The following is a 16291-nucleotide window of genomic DNA, read 5'->3' as shown; positions in this document are numbered from 1 at the left end:
CTGCATCAGGCGCTGCTGGCCCGCCACAGCTTGGTCGGCAGCATGAGCCGTAAGGGCAACTGCTGGGACAACGCGGTGATGGAGCGCTTCTTCCTGAGCCTCAAGACGGAGCGGGTCTGGCAGCGCGACTACGCCAACCACGCCGAGGCCATGATGGACATCGCCGACTACATCATAGGTTTCTACAACAGCGTGCGGCTGCACTCCAAACTGGGCAACTTGCCACCCAATGCCTTCGAGCAGCAATCGGCAATCAAACAACCTATCGTTGTGTCCGAAAAAACTTGACCAGCACACCATACCTGCGCTCCAACTCCTTTGCCGGTGTCTTGATTCGCTCGGCGGCTTGCAGCGCTTTGGCTATCAGGTCGCCGTCACCCGTAGCCACCACTTCGCGTAGCCACAGCATGGCATCCACGTCCTTGTCACCAGTGACGCTGCGTTGCTCGGGCAGTGGTGCGGGGATGGTCACGGCGGTGGTGTCGGGCAGCGCCAGCGGCGGCAGTGTGAAGAAGGCGCGGGCGGCGGTGTTGTCGCGGGTGGCACCAGCGCGGCTAACAAGCGCCTTCACCGTGCCCAACGGCAGGTCAGTGATGCGCGAGACTTCACCAGCGGAATGCGTGCGGCGCAGCTCCAGCACTTGCGCGCGCTGTTCAGGTGACAGGCGGGTCTTTGCAACCGGGGGTTGCAGTGCGTCAATCATCACAACGCTCCTGCAAGCTGGCCACAACTTCCAGCATGGCCTTGTTGCCGGCTGCGTCCACTGCGGCGTGCACCATGTCGCGTAGGCGCTCCGAGACTTCGCCATTGAAAAACAAGGTGTCCAGCAAGTCGCCCTGCGTGAAGCCCCCGGCGCGTGCGGCGCTCAGGATGCGGGCCAGTCCGTACTTGGCATTGGCGCGGCCTTGGGGCGTGACGGCATCGTCAGCCTCGTAGGCGGTGGCTCCCATCAGCGCCAGCACGCCAGCCATGGACAACAGGTAGCCGCCTTCGCGGTCGTTGGGGTCTTGCTTGAACATGGGTGGTTTGGTCATTGCGCACCTTTGGGTTGGTGCCACGGCGCGGCTTTGGGCTGGCGCTGGATGGCAGTCGGCGGCGGCAGTCGGCGGGCCGGCAGTGCAGCCATCACCCCAACAGCACCCAAGCCAACAAGGCCAAGTCCGGTGAACAAGCCCTTGGGGTTTGGGCGCAAGCGCAGATAGCGGCCTTGCTCGTCAGCAGGTTCAGCGCAAAACGCTTCGGCAATTTTTGGCATTTTTTCGTTTTCAAAAACTTCCAAAGAAGAGGCCAGTCCGGTGCAGTAGAGATGGTTCTCTAGATGGTCACCGTGAGGAGGTGTAGAGGAATGGTCAAAAACCCCCTTTACAGCACCTTGAGGAGGTGCAGTGGGCATACTCTCTACACCTTGAGGAGGTGCTGTAGGGGCACTTAGCGCACCTTGAGGAGGTGTAAGCCCGTAACCATTCGTATCATGATTTGAGGGTGTTTTTGTCATGGTCTTGGCCTTGTTGGTTGGGCGGGAGGTGATGGTCAAAGGTGCGTTGGCTCGGTATGCGCCACGCTGGAAGGTTTCGGCGGCTCCGGTGTCGTAGCCGGGGATGCGGTCTAGCGCTGCCCATGTGACGGCGTACCAACTGGCCTTGCTGGGGCGCTGGCCCTTGGCGGTTTCGTGAATGAAGCCGGCATCAATCAGCTCCTTCTTTGTCCGGGTCAGCAGGGAGTTGCTGCTCCATCCCCTGCCCTTGAGGTAGGCCATAGAGGCCAGCAGTCGCCCGTTGTTGTCGCGCACGTACTGGCGGGCGAACTCCAGCAGCAGCGCCTTGGCTGGGTGTCCAAGCGCTTGATACGCTGCCGAATCCAGCACCGCCCACGGTAGGGCAATGAATCCCCCAGCGTCGCGGCTGTCCCCGGCGTTCTTCCACTTCTTGTTGCGGCCCATGGTCAGCTCCCAGCGCCAGCGCGGCGCACATTCATAATCTTTTGGCACACGGCCAGCAGGCCAGCACGCTGGTGCAGGTCGTTCGGGTCTTCGCCTTCGGTGTCGCTCATGCACCACGGCAGTCCGGTCTGCTGGGCCACTTGCTGGCCGGTGCCCGACTTGTCGTTGTCGGCAAACACCCAGCGCCGGCCCGTCAGCAGCGGGGCCACGGTGGCGATGTTGTGGGCGCTGAAGCAGACGACTACAGCCGCATGGATGCCGATACTGCGCAGCGCGGCCTGCACCGTGAGGCCGTCGGCGTAGCCCTCCACCAGGCAGGTTTCAGCCGCTGCCGGTGCGCCCATGCGAAACACTGCGGCCTTGGCCTTCATGCCCGGTTGCATCTTCTTTTCGTGGCGGCGCTCGTACTCCAGCCAGCGGATGACCTGCACGCCTTGCAGCGCATTGCCTTGGGCGGCGCGCATCGGTATCAGCAGCGCACCATCGGCGGCAATGAAGCCCTCGGCCTCGGCGAAGCCTTTGCTGTGCAGATAGCTGTGCTGACCGGGGCTGGCGCTGGCCAGCAGCTCGTGGGCGCGAACGGCGGCGCGGCGGTAGCTTTCCTCCTGGTCGAAGCTGGCGGCCTGACGCTTGGCACGCCATGCGGCCTTCTCCGCTTCTGTCCATGCGTTGACGCTCGGGTCGTTGAACCAGTGAACGCGCGCTTCACCTGACCAATCAAACACCCAGCCGCGTTCTCCGTCCCAAAAGTACGCGCCAGCGCCTGAGCGGGGTTTCTCGGTGGTGCCGCAGCGCTTAATCTTCTGGCCGGGGTACAGCTTGGCCGGGTCAATGTCGATGCCGTGAGCGCGGGCAAATTGAATGAAGCTCATGCTCGCCCCTTTGCTCTGGCGTGTGCAATGACCATGCTTCTGATTTTTCTCTTCAGCGCGGCGGACACCGGCACATCGGGCGTGGTGGCGATATGCCACGCCTCGGGCGGCCAGTCGCCCGCAATGTCCCTGAACAGGAATCGCGCGCGCCATTGCTGTTTGTCTGGGGCGCTGTTGGCCTTGGCATAGCCGCACAACTGCGCCCACAGGTGCGCCGGGTCGTTGTCCAGCACCTTGCGGCTCTTGCCCTTGCCTATGGTGATTTCGCGCATCACCCCAGCGGCGGACACCTCCACTGCCACCACCGGCTTTTCAAACCCGCAGCTCATGCAGCGCTTGCTGAACGGCGCATGGCCGCAGCTCGGGCACGCCTTGGATTCGTACTCGCCCGGCTCATCCTTGCGCACCGTCTTGTCCAGCTTCGCGCCATCGTCCAGCGACTCCACACCGTCGTGATAGATGCGCTCGAAGTCGTCAGCGAAGCGCACGATGTTGCCGCTGTGGTCGAGTAACAGGCAGTCGGTTTTGCCGGTGGCGGGGCTGCACCGAAGGCCACGGCCAATCATTTGAATGAAGGTGCTCAGGCTCTTGCGCAGCGGGCGCGCATCCACCACGCAACCCACGTCCGGCACGTCGAAGCCCTTGGCCAGCGCCTCCACCGACACCAGCACGCGCAGCATTGCATCAGGTTTGGCGAACTCTCGAACCAGTTCCTCGCGCTCATGGGCCGGTGTCTCTGAGGTGAAAACTCTAGCCAAGATGCCGGCCTCGATGAACTGCGCGCACAGTGCCTTGCTGTGGGCAATACTGGCCCCAAAGACGATGGTCTTGCGGTCGCTGGCGTGCAGTTGCCACTCCTTCACCACGTCGCCCACGATGCCCATGCCGCGCTCCTCGGCGGCCTTGTCGCTCCACTCGCCGCCCTTGGTCACAGCAGCGCCAGCCATATCGGGCCGGGTGCAGCTCAATACCCGCAGCGGCACCAGTACCCCCGACTCTGTGAGGTCGTGCATGGTGGTGGCGTTAATCAGGCGGCTGAATATCTGGCCCATGCCTTTTGTGAAGGGCGTAGCGGTTAGGCCGATGACGACTGCCTTGGTCTGGGCAGCGAACTCCACCCACGCCTTATGCAGCGTGTGGCACTCGTCCACGATGAGAACATCGGTCTGCGGCCAGAACTCGCGCTTGTCGATGGTCTGCACGCTGGCGATTTGGAACGGCAAACTGCTATCGCGCTGGGGATGGTTCGCCTGCACGATGCCGTGGGCGCTCAGGCCGTATGCGTTAGCGGCGGCACTGGTCTGGTTGATCAGCGTGGTGCGGTCACACAGAAACGTGACACGCCGGCCTTTGAGCAGTGCCTCATGGGCAACGCGCAAACCAAGATAGGTTTTGCCCGATCCGGTGGACGAAGCAATGACTTGGCAGCGATGCCCCTCCCTGAAGCCTTGGCGCAGCGCCTCATGCGCCGACTGCTGGAAGGGCCGGGGCGGTGGAAAGGTTGCCGCTGTGTAGTCGGGCGCAGCGTCGGTAAACAGGCGGGCGTTCATGCTGCACCGCCTTGCTTGCGCAGCTCGTCAATCTCTTGGTACAGCTTTTTGATGTGCCGGTCGCGTTTTTTTAGCAAGGTGGTCAGCGCGGCGTTGTTGTTCATCAGGCCGTTGAAGCGCTCGTTGGTGATGCGCAGCTCGGCCTGTAGCTGCTTCACCTGCGCGTGCAAGGTGGCAACCACATCGTCTGATTCCAGCATCTTGTGCATCAGCTTGCGGTCATCTTCTTCGGCGGCAAGGTCGGCGGCCAGTTCTTCCGGGCTGGGGCCGTAGTCGTCTTCGTTCATGCCATCGGGCAGCGTGGCCAGCGCCACTGCCGGGGCTTTGTTGGGCGGGGGCACGACTACCGTGGGCTTGCGGGCGGTGACCTTCTCGCCAGCAGCAGCGCGTTCGATCAGCACGGCGCGCTCCGGCTCGGGCAACTTGGCCAGCGCGTCCAGCTCCACGCCTTTGTCTAGGCTGGTGCCGTGGGTGCGCAACAGGCCATCACCAATGGCTTCGGCGCGGGCAAGGTGGCGATTGATGGACTGCTTGGACTCTCCGGTTATCGCGGCAGTGGCGGCTGCAAACTGTTGTTGGTTTTGCGGACGGTCTTTGTGGTCAGTGGCTTTCTGGGTGGAACCACTTGTTCCACCCACAACAGCATCAACAGGTACGACAAGCTGTCGCACCTGTTCGCGGCCTGTGGAAAATTCAGGTGGCGCAAGTTGAGCCACCTGAATTTCTACCGGGTGCAGCGCCCCCCAAATTTGCTTACGGCGGGCGGTGTAGTGGCTGCGCTGGCTGGGCGACAACTCAGAGCGGAACAGGTTTTCGTCAATTTCAATCAGCTCGGCGCTCAGGTGGTCAGGTGCCTCGATGACGATGGCGTCGATTTCAGTCCAGCCCAACGAGCGGCACGCGGCTACACGGTGATGGCCGGCCACAGTCTGAAAGCCTTGCACGGCAATGCCGTCCATGACAACCAAAGGTCGAACGGTGATGGGCTGAATCAGACCCACCTGCTTGATGCTGGCGGCCAGCTTGTCCACGTCTGCGGCGACAAGCGGGCGGGGCTGCGGACTCGCTTCCAGCAATTTCAGGGGGATGCACTGGTGCTTGCTTGGGGCGGTGGCCTTGGTGCGCCCCATGTTCTGCGCGTCGAGGTATTCGCTCGGGCTGATGCTGGCATCCAAAACAATCTCAGGGCACGCCATCCCCAGCTCACGGGCGGCGGTGTAGCGGTTCCATCCGTCGAGAATCTGGCCGTCAAAGATGGCAATGGGAGACACCACTCCGATGTTGTCGATGCTGTCCATCAGCGCCTGATATTGCTTGGGCGGCATAGCTGGCAATGCAGCGCTCAAAGGGTGCTGCGCGTAGGTTTTAGGCAATGCAGCGGCTTGCCCGGTCACTGCCGGGGTGTTTTGGTTGGTCATTTTTTAACCTTGTTGGGTGGCGCTGGTGGCCGGGTGTTGGCGGTGGCGGGCGGTGGTGCTGGTGCTGCGTTTCTCGGCTTTCGCTGCCTTCATGCGCTGCACAAATGCTGCTTTCTCGCGTGCGTCTTGCTCTGCATTGCGGGCGTTCATGCGCTCTGCCTCTGCAATTTGTTGGGCTATGTGCAGCCCATGATTGGAGTTCTGGGCCGTAAACCTCAGTGCGTCTTCAAGCACCGCTAGAAAGCCGTAGCCAGCACTGCGCCGGGAGGCTGTCCCTGACTTCTCGTTGCTGGCCTGCATTGCCGCTTCGGTGATGTCGCGCACAGAAATATGGGGGCCGTAGCCACGTTGCAGCGCTTGCAGCAGTTCAGCCGCGCAGCGGTATCCCGTGATGTAGCCTGCGCCGTGCTCCTCAGCAGGAACGTCAAAGCTGCGCACACCTGCAAAGCCTCCGTTGCGGCTAATTTCTTCGGTGATGAAAGACAGCGCGCCTTTGCGGGTGCGGGTGCCGTCTGGGTGGCGAATGATTGGGTTGCCGGTGTGCTTGCGCAGCTCGCCTCGGTCGTTTGCCGTCAGGGCGCTAAACAGTGGGTGCCAAGCGTCGGCTTGGGTTGGCAGACAAATGGAGCGCTGCCAGCCCTCGGGGAACTCGCACAGCACGGTTTTGCCGTGGGGGCTGTCACCCAGCGCCAACAGGCGCACGGGCTTGGTGTTGCTGGTGTTGGCGTGCTGCGCTGGGGTGCATGGCATCGTGGTTTGGCTCTGGCTCATGCGGCGCTTTCTGGGGTGCTGGTGCTGGCGTAGCGCATCGTGGTCTTGAATTTCCACAACACTTCAAACGTGCTGCCCAAGTCCAAGAACTGCGCGTGCAGTGCCTCATAGGTCGATGCGTCATCCGCTGCGACTGCTGCATCCATCGCGTCTAGAAGGCGCTGCTCCTCTGCTTTCATCCACGCCTCGAAGTCGGCCAGCGTAGGCGCGGTGGTGGTGGCGGCTGGTGCTGGCAACTGAGCGTCCGTCGAACGTCCGCTCAATGCCGGTTCAACAGCGCGGTCAATCGCTGCTGACAGGCACGGCTTCTCGGCATCAGGCACGGCAGTGCAGGCGGTGCGGCGCTGGGTGTAGTCCGCTATGACGCGCTGGTCGAAGTAGTCCATTGCTACAGGCAACGGGAAGTTGTCGCGGCACTTGGCGCAGTTGGCAGGCAATGCAGCGGCTTTACCCCCTTGCGGGGCGGTGTGTTTTTTGATCATTGCGGTGGCCTTAGTGGGAGTGCAGGGCGGTGGTGGGGCTGGCGCTGGCGGGTGCCGTCAAGTGGCGGGCCGCGTTGGCCTTGAGGCGGTGGGCTGCGTCGATCATTCGGCGGATTGAACCGCTCCAGCGCATTGCCGCGTCGGGTTGCTGGCCTGCCTTTTGGGGCACGCTCACGGCGCTGGGTGCTGCTGGTGCTGGCGCTGCTGGCGTGGCAACTCGGGCCGGGGCGGTGACCGTTGCCCGCTGGGTGCTGGTGGCAGCCACTGCACCAGGCAAAGCCACCGTCCACAGCAAAGCGCCCAGCAGCTCCAGCAAAAGGCTTTGGGCCACTGCCGACAACATGCCCACGGCGCCCACGCTCAGGCCGGTAATGCCCGCAATTTGGGCGTCCACCGGGTCGGCGCTGGCACCGGTGCGGGCTGCATCGAGGACACCGGCGGCGCTGGCCAGTTGGCTGCGCAGGTTGGCGGCGCGGGCAGATTCGACGGCCTCCGTTTTGAGGGCGTCTACCTTGGCCATCGTGGCCGTGGTGCTGGCCTGCGCGCTGGTGCAGCGCTGCGCCGTGCTGGCCTCACACCGCAGCAAAGCCGCTTGGGCATGGGCGCTGCGGGCGCTGGCCTGTGCCAGTTCTGCCGCCACCACAGCCGCCGGGCGGGCGGTGATGGCCGCCAGTTCGCCTTGCAGCGCCAGCGCGTGACCGGTGGAGACAACGGATTGGGCGCGCACTTCACCACTGCGCTGCTTCACGCCGGCAAAGAAGCTGGCGTGCCCATACACCGTGACCACCACGCAAGCGGCGAACACGACACGGGCGGGCCAGTTGCGGCGCGACAAAGCGGGCAGCAAGTGCGAACCGGCCACCAGCGTGACAGCCAGCCCGATCAGCATGGCCTTGTCGGTGGTTTGGGTCGCGCGCTCAGACGCCGACAGCGCCGCCATGCCAGCGCACACGATGGTGGTGCCCAGCGCCAGCACGCCAGCAACCGCACGTTGGGCGGTGTTTTTGAGGTGGCTCATGGGTTAAGCCCCCTGCATTGCTGGGCCCATGCGCTCGAAAGCGGCCAGGCGGCGTAGGGCACCGGTGGCTTGGGCAGAACGGCGAAAGGCGGCGGCGTAGTCGTGGCGGGCGGTGTACCAACGCGCCATAGCAGCGGCGTTGATGGCTTCGCCGTGCAAGGCGATAGGGTCGAGGCGGGGGGTAGTGGGCGCAGCGCTGCGGCTGGCCGTGGTGACGGCTGTCATGGTCTTGGCTCCTGAACGAGATTCAAAGACCATCCGCTGCATTTCTACGTGCAGCGGATGGACGTGGTGGTTAGAACACGGGTTCAGCCGTGCGAGCGCCTTACGGTTAGCCCCCACCACGTCCAAAACCAGAGATACATCCAAGCGTGGATGCACCCGAAAATCAAGACGTGACAAAACCCCGCTTTCGGTGGGGGTTGCTACCGCTGAACCTATGGTGTTTCTACGCACCGGGGCTTTCGCCTTGGGCGTGATTGTGCCACGACGTTGCATGGGGCTGCAATGGGTGGTGTGACGATTACGAAACTTTCGTAGTTGGCGGCAACCAGCGCCAGCGGTGAAGGCTGGCAGTAGGCCTGTTACTACAATTAGGGCTATGAATCCACGCGCTCCACTGATTGACGCCGATGGCGAAGTGCGAGAACTGAGCGCCGCCGATATGCGCTCATTCAAACCAGCCACCGAAGTGCTGTCGTTGGAATTGCAAAAGACGCTGGGCATCAGCCCACGCGGGCCACAGAAAGCGCCGACCAAGATAGCCGTGACAGTTCGGTATAGCCCTGATGTGTTGGCTGCATTCAAGGCCACGGGTGCAGGATGGCAAACACGCATGGATGCCGCATTGAAAGACTGGCTCAAAACGCATTCACCGGCGTAGGAGGCAGCCAGTTTGCGGCGCACGGCGTTGCAAGAGGGGGCGCGGTCAGAGTGTCTTTTGGTCACGCTGTTGTCGATGTCGGAATTCGGATATCGGTACAGGCGGCGGCTGACGGCGCGGTCACTACCAAAGTTTGGTGGTGCGTTCCGTCCAGTGCCAGCAGATACGCGGAAAAGTTCGCCGGCTCCCAATTTCCCATGTCGTGCTAAATGCCCCAAAACCCCTGTTTTTGCTGAAAAATTAAGCAGAAACACGACTTGCACGACATTCACGACATGGACTCGGGAGTTTTCCTCGCGCACTTGCCCAAAGTTTGCGACACAAGCGAAGGCGGCTTCCTCGCGCTGCTCTACCCCCGTCCTCTCTTTACCCTCTGGGCCATAAACTGGAGAGAGGGTCGCCGTGGACGCGGCGTAGCGGCTGGATGCAGCGGTGGGAATGATCAAGATTTGATGCATCTATTCGACCTCCGATTTCATCCAGGCGGTGACGGCGCTGCGGTCGTCGTCGGTGAGGTGGTATTCACCTGGGCGGCACTTGTTGCCATCGCGGTCGGTGAAGTCGATCAGCGTGCAGGGGATGCACAAGCCCTTGGCGCGTAGGCGACTTATCACCTCCGGGCCGTTGGCTGCGCCGATGATGTTGTCGAGGTCGTGGCGGCTGACTGCTGCGGCGTTCAACAACGCGTCGAGGGCGCGCAGCTCGCGCGGGTTGCGGGTGCCGGCGAATTTGCGGGGCGCTTGGTGCTGGCCAGTGCCAGCAGTAGATGTGAGCAAGGTTGCGTGCATTTATTTGCCTTCCAAGCCGATGCCCATGTGCCGTGCGGTCAGCGCCTTGATGGGCGACAGGGCGGCATGGATGCGCTCTTGAATCTGGCGGCAGTCGGTGGCGCTGTGGACGGCACCGGCGGCCAGCATGTTTGCCACGGTCAGCAGCGATTGCACGGGCAGTGCTGCACCAGGTCGTTTGCCGACCTCGATGCCGACTGCCTTGTTCACCGCCTTGGCCGCGTTGATGTGAATGAAGCGCTCGTTCTTTGAGCCAGCGGCCAAGGCGTGAATGCCATCCTGCAAGTCGCGGTAGGCGGGGAGGTACTCCACCTGGCGAACAGTGGCGGCGCGGCGGGCGTTGCTGAACGCCTTCACCAATTTGATCTTGAGAGCGCGCACCTTGGCGGTGTTGCGGCGGTAGGTCAGCATCAGGTGCGCTTGGTCTTCGTTCAGCAGGGCAAAGCGCTCGGGTCGTCCGCCTTTCGAGCCGGGCATGGGTTTCTCGGTTTGAAACCGGACAACCCCCAGTTGATCGAAGTCGGCGCGGTAGTTGGTGACCAGCTCGAACACGTTGGCATGGTCGCCGCCCAGTTGCTTTGCCAGCAGGCGCGAATCGACACGAGGCTCGGCGCTGGTGGTCAGCACCAGTTCGGTAGAATCACGCTTGTCGAGGGTGCCTGAATCTGCTTTGTTGTGGGTTCGGGCGTTTTTCATTCCGGCTTCCCTTCGGTCAGGTGGGCAATGCCAATCTCCAGCACGTTGACCACTGCACCAGCGAAGCCGCCGATAGCGCTCTCGGGGTACTCCAGCTTTGCCAGTTCCAGCAGTGCAGTGCGCAGCGCCTTGAGCGATTCGGCCTGCGGCAGTCCGCGCAGCTCAAGCAGCTCCTGCAACAAGCCCATGCCCAACTCAGCGCCGTCCTTCTCGCTGTCGTCCTGCGCGGCGGTGACTGCGCACTCCAGCAGCGCACGGCCCATATCGGCTAGGCCAGCGTGACCAACGGGGATTGAAACGGACACACCATCGCTGATGCAGGCGGTCAGCAAGCCATTGCCCACGGTGATTTCGTGGCCGTCGGGGTGGGAGTAGATGGTGGTGCCCATTACTGCACGCCCAGCAGTTCACGAATCTCAGCCATGCCCCACGACAAGCGGCCATGTATGCGGGTCGGGCGCAGTGGGCCGTTCTCCAAGCAAGCCCATGCGCGCAACGTCTGTGGGCGGCGGTTCAGGTAGTGCGCAGCTTGCTCGGTGATGACGCGGGGGCGGCGCTCAAGCTCCAGCGGCGGGAACTCGGGGGGCGGTGCAGCGCTGGGTGCGGTTTGTGTCGGTGTTGATGTTGGCAATTGATTCTCCATCTGTGTTTCGATAGAAAATCTATTCTGTGCATATCTCAATCAGCACCAAACACTAGAGGGGCGCCAAAGCGTATTGGCATCAGAACGCATCAACGCAAAGCAATAAACTCTTTGCAAATCAATGGCTTGCAATCAACGTGCGTAATAACAACACAACAGATTCTGACTGTTGACTTTTGATATTTAGCCTATTTTGTGGCGCTGTAAGCCAGCCGTCCGACAAGAACAAGGCCAGTTTTTCCGGGGCGAAAACTCTCAGGCGTGCTCTGGCGTGACGCTCAGGCGCAGGCCCACGGCGTGGAGCACCTTGTGGATAGTCGAAAGCGTAGGGTTACCCTCGGCGCTCAGTGCCTTGAACAGCGTCTTTTCGCCCACGTCAGCGCGGCGTGCGACTTCTGCCATGCCGTGCGCCTTGGCCACTTGCCGCAGTGCCAGCAGCAGCGCGGTGGGGTCGTCCAGCTCCATCACGGCCTCCACGTAGGCGGCGGCCTCCAGCGGGTCTTTCAGGGACTCAATCAAATAGCCCTGGTAGCTCACATCGCGTGGTGCATTCATGTTCATCCCCTTTGCTTCCAGTCGTTCAGATACTCGATGGCTTGCCTGATGGCGCGGTCTTGGTCGGCCTTGTCACTGCCGCACAGCAAGAGCACCAGCACCGGCCCTTGTCGGCTCAGATAGACGCGGTAACCAGGCCCCTTGTCGATGCGCAGCTCTTGCACGCCATCGCGCAAAGGCTTGCAGTCGCCAAAGTTTCCAGCCTCCAGGCGCAGCAGCCGGGCCTTGATGGCAGCGCGGCCCTGTCGGTCGGCCAGCGCTTCTAGCCACTGCACCAAAGGCACGCGGCCTGCACTGTCGCTGTATATCTGAATGTCCATGATGGTATCTTAAACCGTACCTGTTAGGTGTCAGGCGCATTACTGACCACACGGCCAGCAGCGCCAGCGATTGCTATATTAAAAATAGCTTATGGCGCACGTATCTAAAGGGCTAGAGGCCTATTTAGCTTGTATTTCAGCCCACAGCGCGCAGCTTGCCCGGCTCGATAGCGCGGTCGAACTGCACGTTGGCCACACTCAGGATGTGCGCCTCGATTTTTTCTGTATACGGGCGCAACGCATCAATACTTCGTGGCCTGTAACCCTCAGCAGTTGCGGATGGCTGGTGTCCCATCACTTGCGCAATTGCACCGGCTGGTGCGCCAGCAGCCTCACCCAGCAGCGAGAACGTGCGGCGCAAGCCGTGGATGGTCAGCTTCTCAATCCCAGCGCCCTGCAAAACTTTGGCGTGACTGTTGCGGGTGTCGGTGATGCGCCCGGTCTTACTCGTGCTGGCAAACACGTATGGCCCCACGCGGGGCAAGCTGGCCAGCAAGTGCGCCAAGTACGGTGTCAGCGGGATGGTGCGGGTAGCGACCACCTTGTCGGCAATGGTCAGCTTGCGCCACTGAAAATCCACATGCGCCCACGTCAGTGCCGCCAGTTCTTCACGGCGTGCACCGGTCAGCAGCATGGCGCGAAGGTAGACGCTGGCGGTGCGATTGCTCAATTGCTCCACTCCCTCCCACCAACCGCGCACTTGGTCAGCTTGCAGCGCGTCTTTGCGCTTGCTGTCTGCTGTGCTGGGTAGCTGGTCAAGGATATGCGCGGACTTGCCGGCCTCACGGTCAGCCAGTGCGCGATAGGCGGGCTTGGCGGTACACCAGCGCAAAAAACCACGGAACATCATCAGGGCGCGGGCGGCTTGGTGCTTGCCGGACATAGCCTCTTGGTCAAACCAGCTTTGGAGCACGTCCTCGTTGATGCTGGCCAGCGCCAGCGCCATCAGTGGATACAACGGCCCCGGTCGGGTCAGCCCCTGCCCTCTTTGCTTGGGCACGCCACCTTGCGCGCTCATGTTCTTGAGGTCAGCCACATAGCGCGGCTTCCATGCGTCGCGGCGCTTGGGCTTGCCAGTCTGCAAATACAGAGGCCAGATTTCGCCCACGGTCAGGGCGGCTTGTCTGTCGGCTTCGTCCTGAGTGGCGGCGGCAACTTGGGCGGCAGCTTTGTCGGCCTGCTTCTGGCTTTCTATTTCGCGCGGGTCTTTGCCGTCGTCCACCAGCATCTTGAGGCGCTGTGCTTCGCTGCGTGCCCGCCCAATCGGCCAGTCTGCTGCGGTGCCGATGGTCAAGCGCAAGGTGGCCCCCTTCAGACGCGACTCGAACACGTAAGTCTTTCGGCCTGTGGGCGATACGCGCAGCGCCAGCGTCGGAGTGTCGGTGTCCCACAGAAAATCTTGCGACTTGCCGGCAGCGCAGGTGAAGGACTCCACTCGGCCAGCGGTCAGGCGTACACGTTTCGGTTGTTTGGCCATGCTATCCTTTTCGACTCGTAGGCAAGCCCACAGGAATCTGTAGGCAATCTGTAGGCAAGTTGGGCGTATTTAGATGCACATAAATCAACGCACGACTTGCTTACTTGCCCAATAAACTGCCGTAAGCGATTGATTTACATGAACATCCGAACCCTAATCAACATTATAGAATGCGCACGTCCGCTCATTCGTAATGAGAAGGTCGGGTGTTCGATTCATCTCTCCGGCACCAACAAAATAAAATAAGCCCCGCTATCCAATATGGTAGCGGGGCTTATTTTTTTGCCCCGCCCATTCTTGGCGGGCAAGGAGCACTACATGATTGACGGACTGGTTGGCGGAAAACTTTATGGCGCCCCAGAAAAACGCCTGGGCAAAGCGGGCAAGCCCTTTGCCATGGCCAAAGTGCGGGCCACGGCCGGGGACAACGAAACGACTCTGTTCGTCAATGTGATCGCCTTTGACGACGCCGCCTGCGCGGCGCTGATGGCACTACAGGATGGCGATTCGGTAACGCTGGCCGGCAGCCTGACGCCCAAGGTGTGGACGGACAAACAAGGCGTGATACGTCCGTCGCTCGACATGGTGGCACACCAAGTCCTGACGGCCTACCACGCACACCAAAAACGCGACGCCATGCACACCAGCGACTACCCCGAGACGGATTGATGCCACGCTGAGGTCATTCACCGCGCCAACGCAAAGGCGCGGTGGCTAGCTGCATTTTGGTGGCACACAAACAGAAAAGCCCGGTATCTTTCGATACCGGGCTGATGTGTTTTTGGTCGGAGCGGCGGGATTCGAACTCGCGACCCTCTGCTCCCAAAGCAGATGCGCTACCAGGCTGCGCTACGCTCCGACAAGTAGTATTCTAACTCTGGAAAAAGCCACTTTTTAGAAAAAAGTGCATCTATTCAATTTATTTAAAAAAATGCCAATGCCATGCAGGCAGCGCGGTGATCGGCCTATGCCATTAGCGGCTAGGTCCTGGACCGCGGCCGGCGAGGTGGCGGAAGGTGATGCGGCCCTTGGTCAGGTCGTAGGGCGACAACTCCAGCGACACCTTGTCGCCCGCCAGGATACGGATGTGGTGCTTGCGCATTTTTCCGCCGGTGTAGGCAATCAGTTGGTGCCCATTTTCGAGCGTGACGCGAAAACGGGAGTCCGGCAGCACTTCTGTGACGCTGCCCTGCATTTCAATAAGTTCTTCTTTGGCCATATGTTCAATCTCTTAAAAACGATTCAATCCGTACGCAGCGCCTGCGCAATGGCGCGTCCACCACAGGCAAGAAAAGGCAGTAAAGCCCTGTGAAGGGCCGTACACACGGTGCATTCGGGCTGTGGGGTCGCTGCACCGCGCGGGGTGCAGGTCAGGAAGGATGCCGTGGGGGAGACGGCTTCAATGGACAAGCAAAGCGCTGTGCTTTAGCCTGTCGATTGTAGCGCCATGCAGTTTATCTGCCTACCACTCAGGCGCGTCCTGCTCCACCCTCATGCATTTTCCGCCTGCATGGTGGCTGCGGCCAGCGCCCGCACCAGATCCGTCTGGGTGACGATACCGACCAGCCGCTGCTGCGCATCAACGATCGGTATGTGGTGGTGACCACCGTGCGAAAACAGCGGCACCAAGTCCATCACATGCTGGTGCGACTGCGCTACCTGCACCTGGGGCGACATGATGTCACGCGCCATCGTCGGCTGTCCGGTGCGCCCCATCACCAAGGTACGCAGGCGCTTACCCAAGCCTTCGTGCACCTCCAGATTGGCCAGACGCATGTAATCAGCCACCGTGACGATACCCAGCACTTGGTGCTGTGCATCAACCACGGGCAAGGCCTTGATCTGCTCGCGGCGCATCAAGGCCCATGAGTCCTTCAAAGACACCCCGCCCTCTATCGCCAGCGGTGGCTTGGACATGATGTCGGTGCAGCGCAACTCGCCCAGCGTGCGCTGGAACGCGGCGCGTCCGGCCAGGTGCAGCAGCCCTTCCAGGTCGGCGCGGCTGATGTCGAGTACCTCGTTGTACTGCTCCAGCGCGGCATCCAAGTCGCCGGACGTAAAGCGCCCTTGCGGCGTCCCGGCGCTGTCTTGCGCTGCCCGTTGCGGGTGCGGATAGCTGCGCCCTGTGAGCGTGTTGTAGGCAATGCCGGTGAGCAGCAACACGATGGTGTTGAACAGCACCGGAAACGCCGCCACATCCACGCCCTGGCCATGCTGGAGCACGGCAAACAGTGCCAACCCAGCGCCCGGTGGGTGCAGGCAACGTAGCGGCACCATGACCGCCACAGCCAACGCCACGGCCAGGGCGCTTGCCAACGCCAGATCAGGCACCAACGCGGCGCAGGCCATGCCGACCCACACCGACAGAGTGCTGCCACCCAGCAGCGGCCACGGCTGCGACAACGGACTCGATGGAATGCCAAACACCAGCACCGCGCTGGCTCCGAGCGAAGCCACCATCCACGGCGGCGCACTGCCGCTGGGCGCCCACCAGCGGCTCAGCAATGCCGCCAGCAACACCCCTAGCGCCACACCCACCGCCACGCGCAGGCGTTCACGGCCATTGATATGGACGGGGGCCGGCCAAAAATTGCGCAGCCAGGGCTGGGTGCGTTGATACCAAGAGGGTGCAGGGGATGGCACAGGGAAAGGCGAGCCAGTCGGTGCACCGGGATCGCCTGGATCACCCGGTGTACGCACCGGGTCGGAATCAGCGGAGGGCATGTGTGGATAAAAGAGCGATAAAAACGTCCCCTGCGGCGCGGTGTTTGCAAGCCAGGCCACGCGGCGACGCACTTGCAGTGCGACAAAAACGCTGGGCCGCGGATTTTGCCGTATCGGCACCTGCCTGGCGCCAGACGCAGCGCATCGGGAAGCCA

At 61.9% G+C, this 16291-nt stretch carries 22 protein-coding genes and 1 tRNA gene; 3 read left to right on the top strand and 20 right to left on the bottom strand.

Translation table 11 applies throughout. The features are described from left to right. A partial coding sequence (locus Q390_RS0116165; protein WP_027997001.1) for an integrase core domain-containing protein occupies positions 1–288 on the top strand: 288 nt, incomplete at its 5' end. On the opposite strand, the gene Q390_RS18775 is transcribed toward Q390_RS0116165, so the two are convergent. From Q390_RS18775 to Q390_RS0116115, 10 genes are read right to left on the bottom strand one after another with little or no spacing between them, the layout of a single operon-like run. Further along, positions 263–703 (bottom strand): RNA polymerase sigma factor, encoded by a 441-nt coding sequence (locus Q390_RS18775; protein WP_051603307.1) that lies wholly within the window; start codon positions 701–703, stop codon positions 263–265. The two genes, Q390_RS0116165 and Q390_RS18775, sit on opposite strands and share 26 nt — an antisense overlap. After that, complete coding sequence (locus Q390_RS0116155; RefSeq protein WP_027997000.1) at positions 696–1034, bottom strand: hypothetical protein; 339 nt, start codon at positions 1032–1034, stop codon at positions 696–698. Before Q390_RS0116155 ends, Q390_RS18775 begins: the two co-directional genes overlap by 8 nt. Further along, positions 1031–1939 (bottom strand): hypothetical protein, encoded by a 909-nt coding sequence (locus tag Q390_RS19690; protein ID WP_211250495.1) that lies wholly within the window; start codon positions 1937–1939, stop codon positions 1031–1033. The genes Q390_RS0116155 and Q390_RS19690 overlap by 4 nt, the downstream gene beginning before the upstream one ends. A gap of 2 nt (positions 1940–1941) precedes the next feature. Further along, on the bottom strand, positions 1942–2811 hold the full coding sequence (locus Q390_RS0116145; RefSeq protein WP_027996998.1) for a primase/helicase family protein: 870 nt from the start codon (positions 2809–2811) through the stop codon (positions 1942–1944). Next, positions 2808–4361 carry a DEAD/DEAH box helicase gene (locus Q390_RS0116140; RefSeq protein WP_084153966.1) on the bottom strand — a complete coding sequence of 518 codons (1554 nt, stop codon included), beginning with the start codon at positions 4359–4361 and terminating at the stop codon, positions 2808–2810. Before Q390_RS0116140 ends, Q390_RS0116145 begins: the two co-directional genes overlap by 4 nt. Continuing rightward, a complete protein-coding gene (locus Q390_RS19235) occupies positions 4358–5779 on the bottom strand; it encodes a ParB/RepB/Spo0J family partition protein (RefSeq protein ID WP_027996996.1) in 1422 nt (473 codons plus the stop codon). Before Q390_RS19235 ends, Q390_RS0116140 begins: the two co-directional genes overlap by 4 nt. A 3-nt stretch (positions 5780–5782) precedes the next feature. Further along, positions 5783–6550 (bottom strand): hypothetical protein, encoded by a 768-nt coding sequence (locus Q390_RS0116130; RefSeq protein ID WP_027996995.1) that lies wholly within the window; start codon positions 6548–6550, stop codon positions 5783–5785. Continuing rightward, positions 6547–7032: a hypothetical protein gene (locus tag Q390_RS0116125; RefSeq protein ID WP_027996994.1), complete on the bottom strand. Its 486-nt coding sequence runs from the start codon at positions 7030–7032 to the stop codon at positions 6547–6549. Before Q390_RS0116125 ends, Q390_RS0116130 begins: the two co-directional genes overlap by 4 nt. Before the next feature lie 10 nt (positions 7033–7042). Continuing rightward, positions 7043–8050, bottom strand: coding sequence for a hypothetical protein (locus Q390_RS0116120; RefSeq protein WP_027996993.1), 1008 nt, complete (start codon positions 8048–8050; stop codon positions 7043–7045). A gap of 3 nt (positions 8051–8053) precedes the next feature. Next, on the bottom strand, positions 8054–8275 hold the full coding sequence (locus Q390_RS0116115; protein ID WP_027996992.1) for a hypothetical protein: 222 nt from the start codon (positions 8273–8275) through the stop codon (positions 8054–8056). Positions 8276–8651: 376 nt separating this feature from the next. On the opposite strand from Q390_RS0116115, the gene Q390_RS0116110 reads away from it, so the two are divergent. Continuing rightward, positions 8652–8933 carry a BrnA antitoxin family protein gene (locus Q390_RS0116110; RefSeq protein WP_051603305.1) on the top strand — a complete coding sequence of 94 codons (282 nt, stop codon included), beginning with the start codon at positions 8652–8654 and terminating at the stop codon, positions 8931–8933. Between the two features lie 458 nt (positions 8934–9391). Here the strand turns inward: Q390_RS0116110 and Q390_RS0116105 are convergent, their stop codons facing one another. From Q390_RS0116105 to Q390_RS0116075, 7 genes are all read right to left on the bottom strand, one after another. After that, positions 9392–9721 carry a hypothetical protein gene (locus tag Q390_RS0116105; RefSeq protein WP_027996990.1) on the bottom strand — a complete coding sequence of 110 codons (330 nt, stop codon included), beginning with the start codon at positions 9719–9721 and terminating at the stop codon, positions 9392–9394. Beyond that, entirely contained in the window at positions 9722–10417 is a 696-nt protein-coding gene (locus tag Q390_RS19685) for a Rha family transcriptional regulator (protein WP_084153965.1), read from the bottom strand. Then, positions 10414–10806 carry a hypothetical protein gene (locus tag Q390_RS0116095; protein ID WP_027996989.1) on the bottom strand — a complete coding sequence of 131 codons (393 nt, stop codon included), beginning with the start codon at positions 10804–10806 and terminating at the stop codon, positions 10414–10416. The genes Q390_RS19685 and Q390_RS0116095 overlap by 4 nt, the downstream gene beginning before the upstream one ends. Further along, entirely contained in the window at positions 10806–11048 is a 243-nt protein-coding gene (locus Q390_RS0116090; RefSeq protein ID WP_037473295.1) for a hypothetical protein, read from the bottom strand. Before Q390_RS0116090 ends, Q390_RS0116095 begins: the two co-directional genes overlap by 1 nt. Before the next feature lie 267 nt (positions 11049–11315). Beyond that, a complete protein-coding gene (locus Q390_RS0116085; protein WP_156949941.1) occupies positions 11316–11615 on the bottom strand; it encodes an addiction module antidote protein in 300 nt (99 codons plus the stop codon). Positions 11616–11617: 2 nt separating this feature from the next. After that, the gene (locus Q390_RS0116080; RefSeq protein WP_037473290.1) at positions 11618–11935 is read right to left on the bottom strand and encodes a type II toxin-antitoxin system RelE/ParE family toxin; all 318 of its coding nucleotides are present in this window, start codon (positions 11933–11935) and stop codon (positions 11618–11620) included. A gap of 136 nt (positions 11936–12071) precedes the next feature. Further along, entirely contained in the window at positions 12072–13412 is a 1341-nt protein-coding gene (locus Q390_RS0116075) for a tyrosine-type recombinase/integrase (RefSeq protein ID WP_027996985.1), read from the bottom strand. A gap of 318 nt (positions 13413–13730) precedes the next feature. On the opposite strand from Q390_RS0116075, the gene Q390_RS0116070 reads away from it, so the two are divergent. Continuing rightward, positions 13731–14081, top strand: a complete 351-nt coding sequence (locus tag Q390_RS0116070; RefSeq protein WP_027996984.1) for a single-stranded DNA-binding protein — start codon at positions 13731–13733, stop codon at positions 14079–14081. 113 nt (positions 14082–14194) lie between these two features. Here the strand turns inward: Q390_RS0116070 and Q390_RS0116065 are convergent. From Q390_RS0116065 to Q390_RS0116055, 3 genes are all read right to left on the bottom strand, one after another. After that, positions 14195–14271, bottom strand: a tRNA-Pro gene (locus Q390_RS0116065). Positions 14272–14385: 114 nt separating this feature from the next. Continuing rightward, entirely contained in the window at positions 14386–14631 is a 246-nt protein-coding gene (gene infA, locus Q390_RS0116060) for a translation initiation factor IF-1 (RefSeq protein WP_027996983.1), read from the bottom strand. Positions 14632–14903: 272 nt separating this feature from the next. Then, entirely contained in the window at positions 14904–16136 is a 1233-nt protein-coding gene (locus tag Q390_RS0116055; RefSeq protein ID WP_084153964.1) for an HPP family protein, read from the bottom strand. Positions 16137–16291 lie beyond the last annotated feature (155 nt).

This window comes from Simplicispira psychrophila DSM 11588, assembly GCF_000688255.1.
GTDB classification, from domain to species: Bacteria; Pseudomonadota; Gammaproteobacteria; order Burkholderiales; family Burkholderiaceae_C; genus Simplicispira; species Simplicispira psychrophila.
The sequence above is the reverse complement of the archived record's forward strand: the minus strand, read 5'-3'. Positions and strand labels throughout refer to the sequence as shown.

Bases quoted from the DNA above. Each gene is read 5' to 3' on its own strand.
- Q390_RS0116075 (WP_027996985.1), bottom strand. From the start codon at position 13,412: ATGGCCAAACAACCGAAACGTGTACGCCTGACCGCTGGCCGAGTGGAG.
- Q390_RS0116070 (WP_027996984.1), top strand. From the start codon at position 13,731: ATGATTGACGGACTGGTTGGCGGAAAACTTTATGGCGCCCCAGAAAAA.
- Q390_RS19685 (WP_084153965.1), bottom strand. From the start codon at position 10,417: ATGAAAAACGCCCGAACCCACAACAAAGCAGATTCAGGCACCCTCGAC.
- Q390_RS0116055 (WP_084153964.1), bottom strand. From the start codon at position 16,136: ATGCCCTCCGCTGATTCCGACCCGGTGCGTACACCGGGTGATCCAGGC.
- Q390_RS0116120 (WP_027996993.1), bottom strand. From the start codon at position 8,050: ATGAGCCACCTCAAAAACACCGCCCAACGTGCGGTTGCTGGCGTGCTG.
- Q390_RS18775 (WP_051603307.1), bottom strand. From the start codon at position 703: ATGATTGACGCACTGCAACCCCCGGTTGCAAAGACCCGCCTGTCACCT.
- Q390_RS0116095 (WP_027996989.1), bottom strand. From the start codon at position 10,806: ATGGGCACCACCATCTACTCCCACCCCGACGGCCACGAAATCACCGTG.
- Q390_RS0116080 (WP_037473290.1), bottom strand. From the start codon at position 11,935: ATGGACATTCAGATATACAGCGACAGTGCAGGCCGCGTGCCTTTGGTG.
- Q390_RS0116115 (WP_027996992.1), bottom strand. From the start codon at position 8,275: ATGACAGCCGTCACCACGGCCAGCCGCAGCGCTGCGCCCACTACCCCC.
- Q390_RS19235 (WP_027996996.1), bottom strand. From the start codon at position 5,779: ATGACCAACCAAAACACCCCGGCAGTGACCGGGCAAGCCGCTGCATTG.
- Q390_RS0116105 (WP_027996990.1), bottom strand. From the start codon at position 9,721: ATGCACGCAACCTTGCTCACATCTACTGCTGGCACTGGCCAGCACCAA.
- Q390_RS0116110 (WP_051603305.1), top strand. From the start codon at position 8,652: ATGAATCCACGCGCTCCACTGATTGACGCCGATGGCGAAGTGCGAGAA.
- Q390_RS0116130 (WP_027996995.1), bottom strand. From the start codon at position 6,550: ATGAGCCAGAGCCAAACCACGATGCCATGCACCCCAGCGCAGCACGCC.
- Q390_RS0116125 (WP_027996994.1), bottom strand. From the start codon at position 7,032: ATGATCAAAAAACACACCGCCCCGCAAGGGGGTAAAGCCGCTGCATTG.
- infA (WP_027996983.1), bottom strand. From the start codon at position 14,631: ATGGCCAAAGAAGAACTTATTGAAATGCAGGGCAGCGTCACAGAAGTG.
- Q390_RS19690 (WP_211250495.1), bottom strand. From the start codon at position 1,939: ATGGGCCGCAACAAGAAGTGGAAGAACGCCGGGGACAGCCGCGACGCT.
- Q390_RS0116085 (WP_156949941.1), bottom strand. From the start codon at position 11,615: ATGAATGCACCACGCGATGTGAGCTACCAGGGCTATTTGATTGAGTCC.
- Q390_RS0116145 (WP_027996998.1), bottom strand. From the start codon at position 2,811: ATGAGCTTCATTCAATTTGCCCGCGCTCACGGCATCGACATTGACCCG.
- Q390_RS0116155 (WP_027997000.1), bottom strand. From the start codon at position 1,034: ATGACCAAACCACCCATGTTCAAGCAAGACCCCAACGACCGCGAAGGC.
- Q390_RS0116140 (WP_084153966.1), bottom strand. From the start codon at position 4,361: ATGAACGCCCGCCTGTTTACCGACGCTGCGCCCGACTACACAGCGGCA.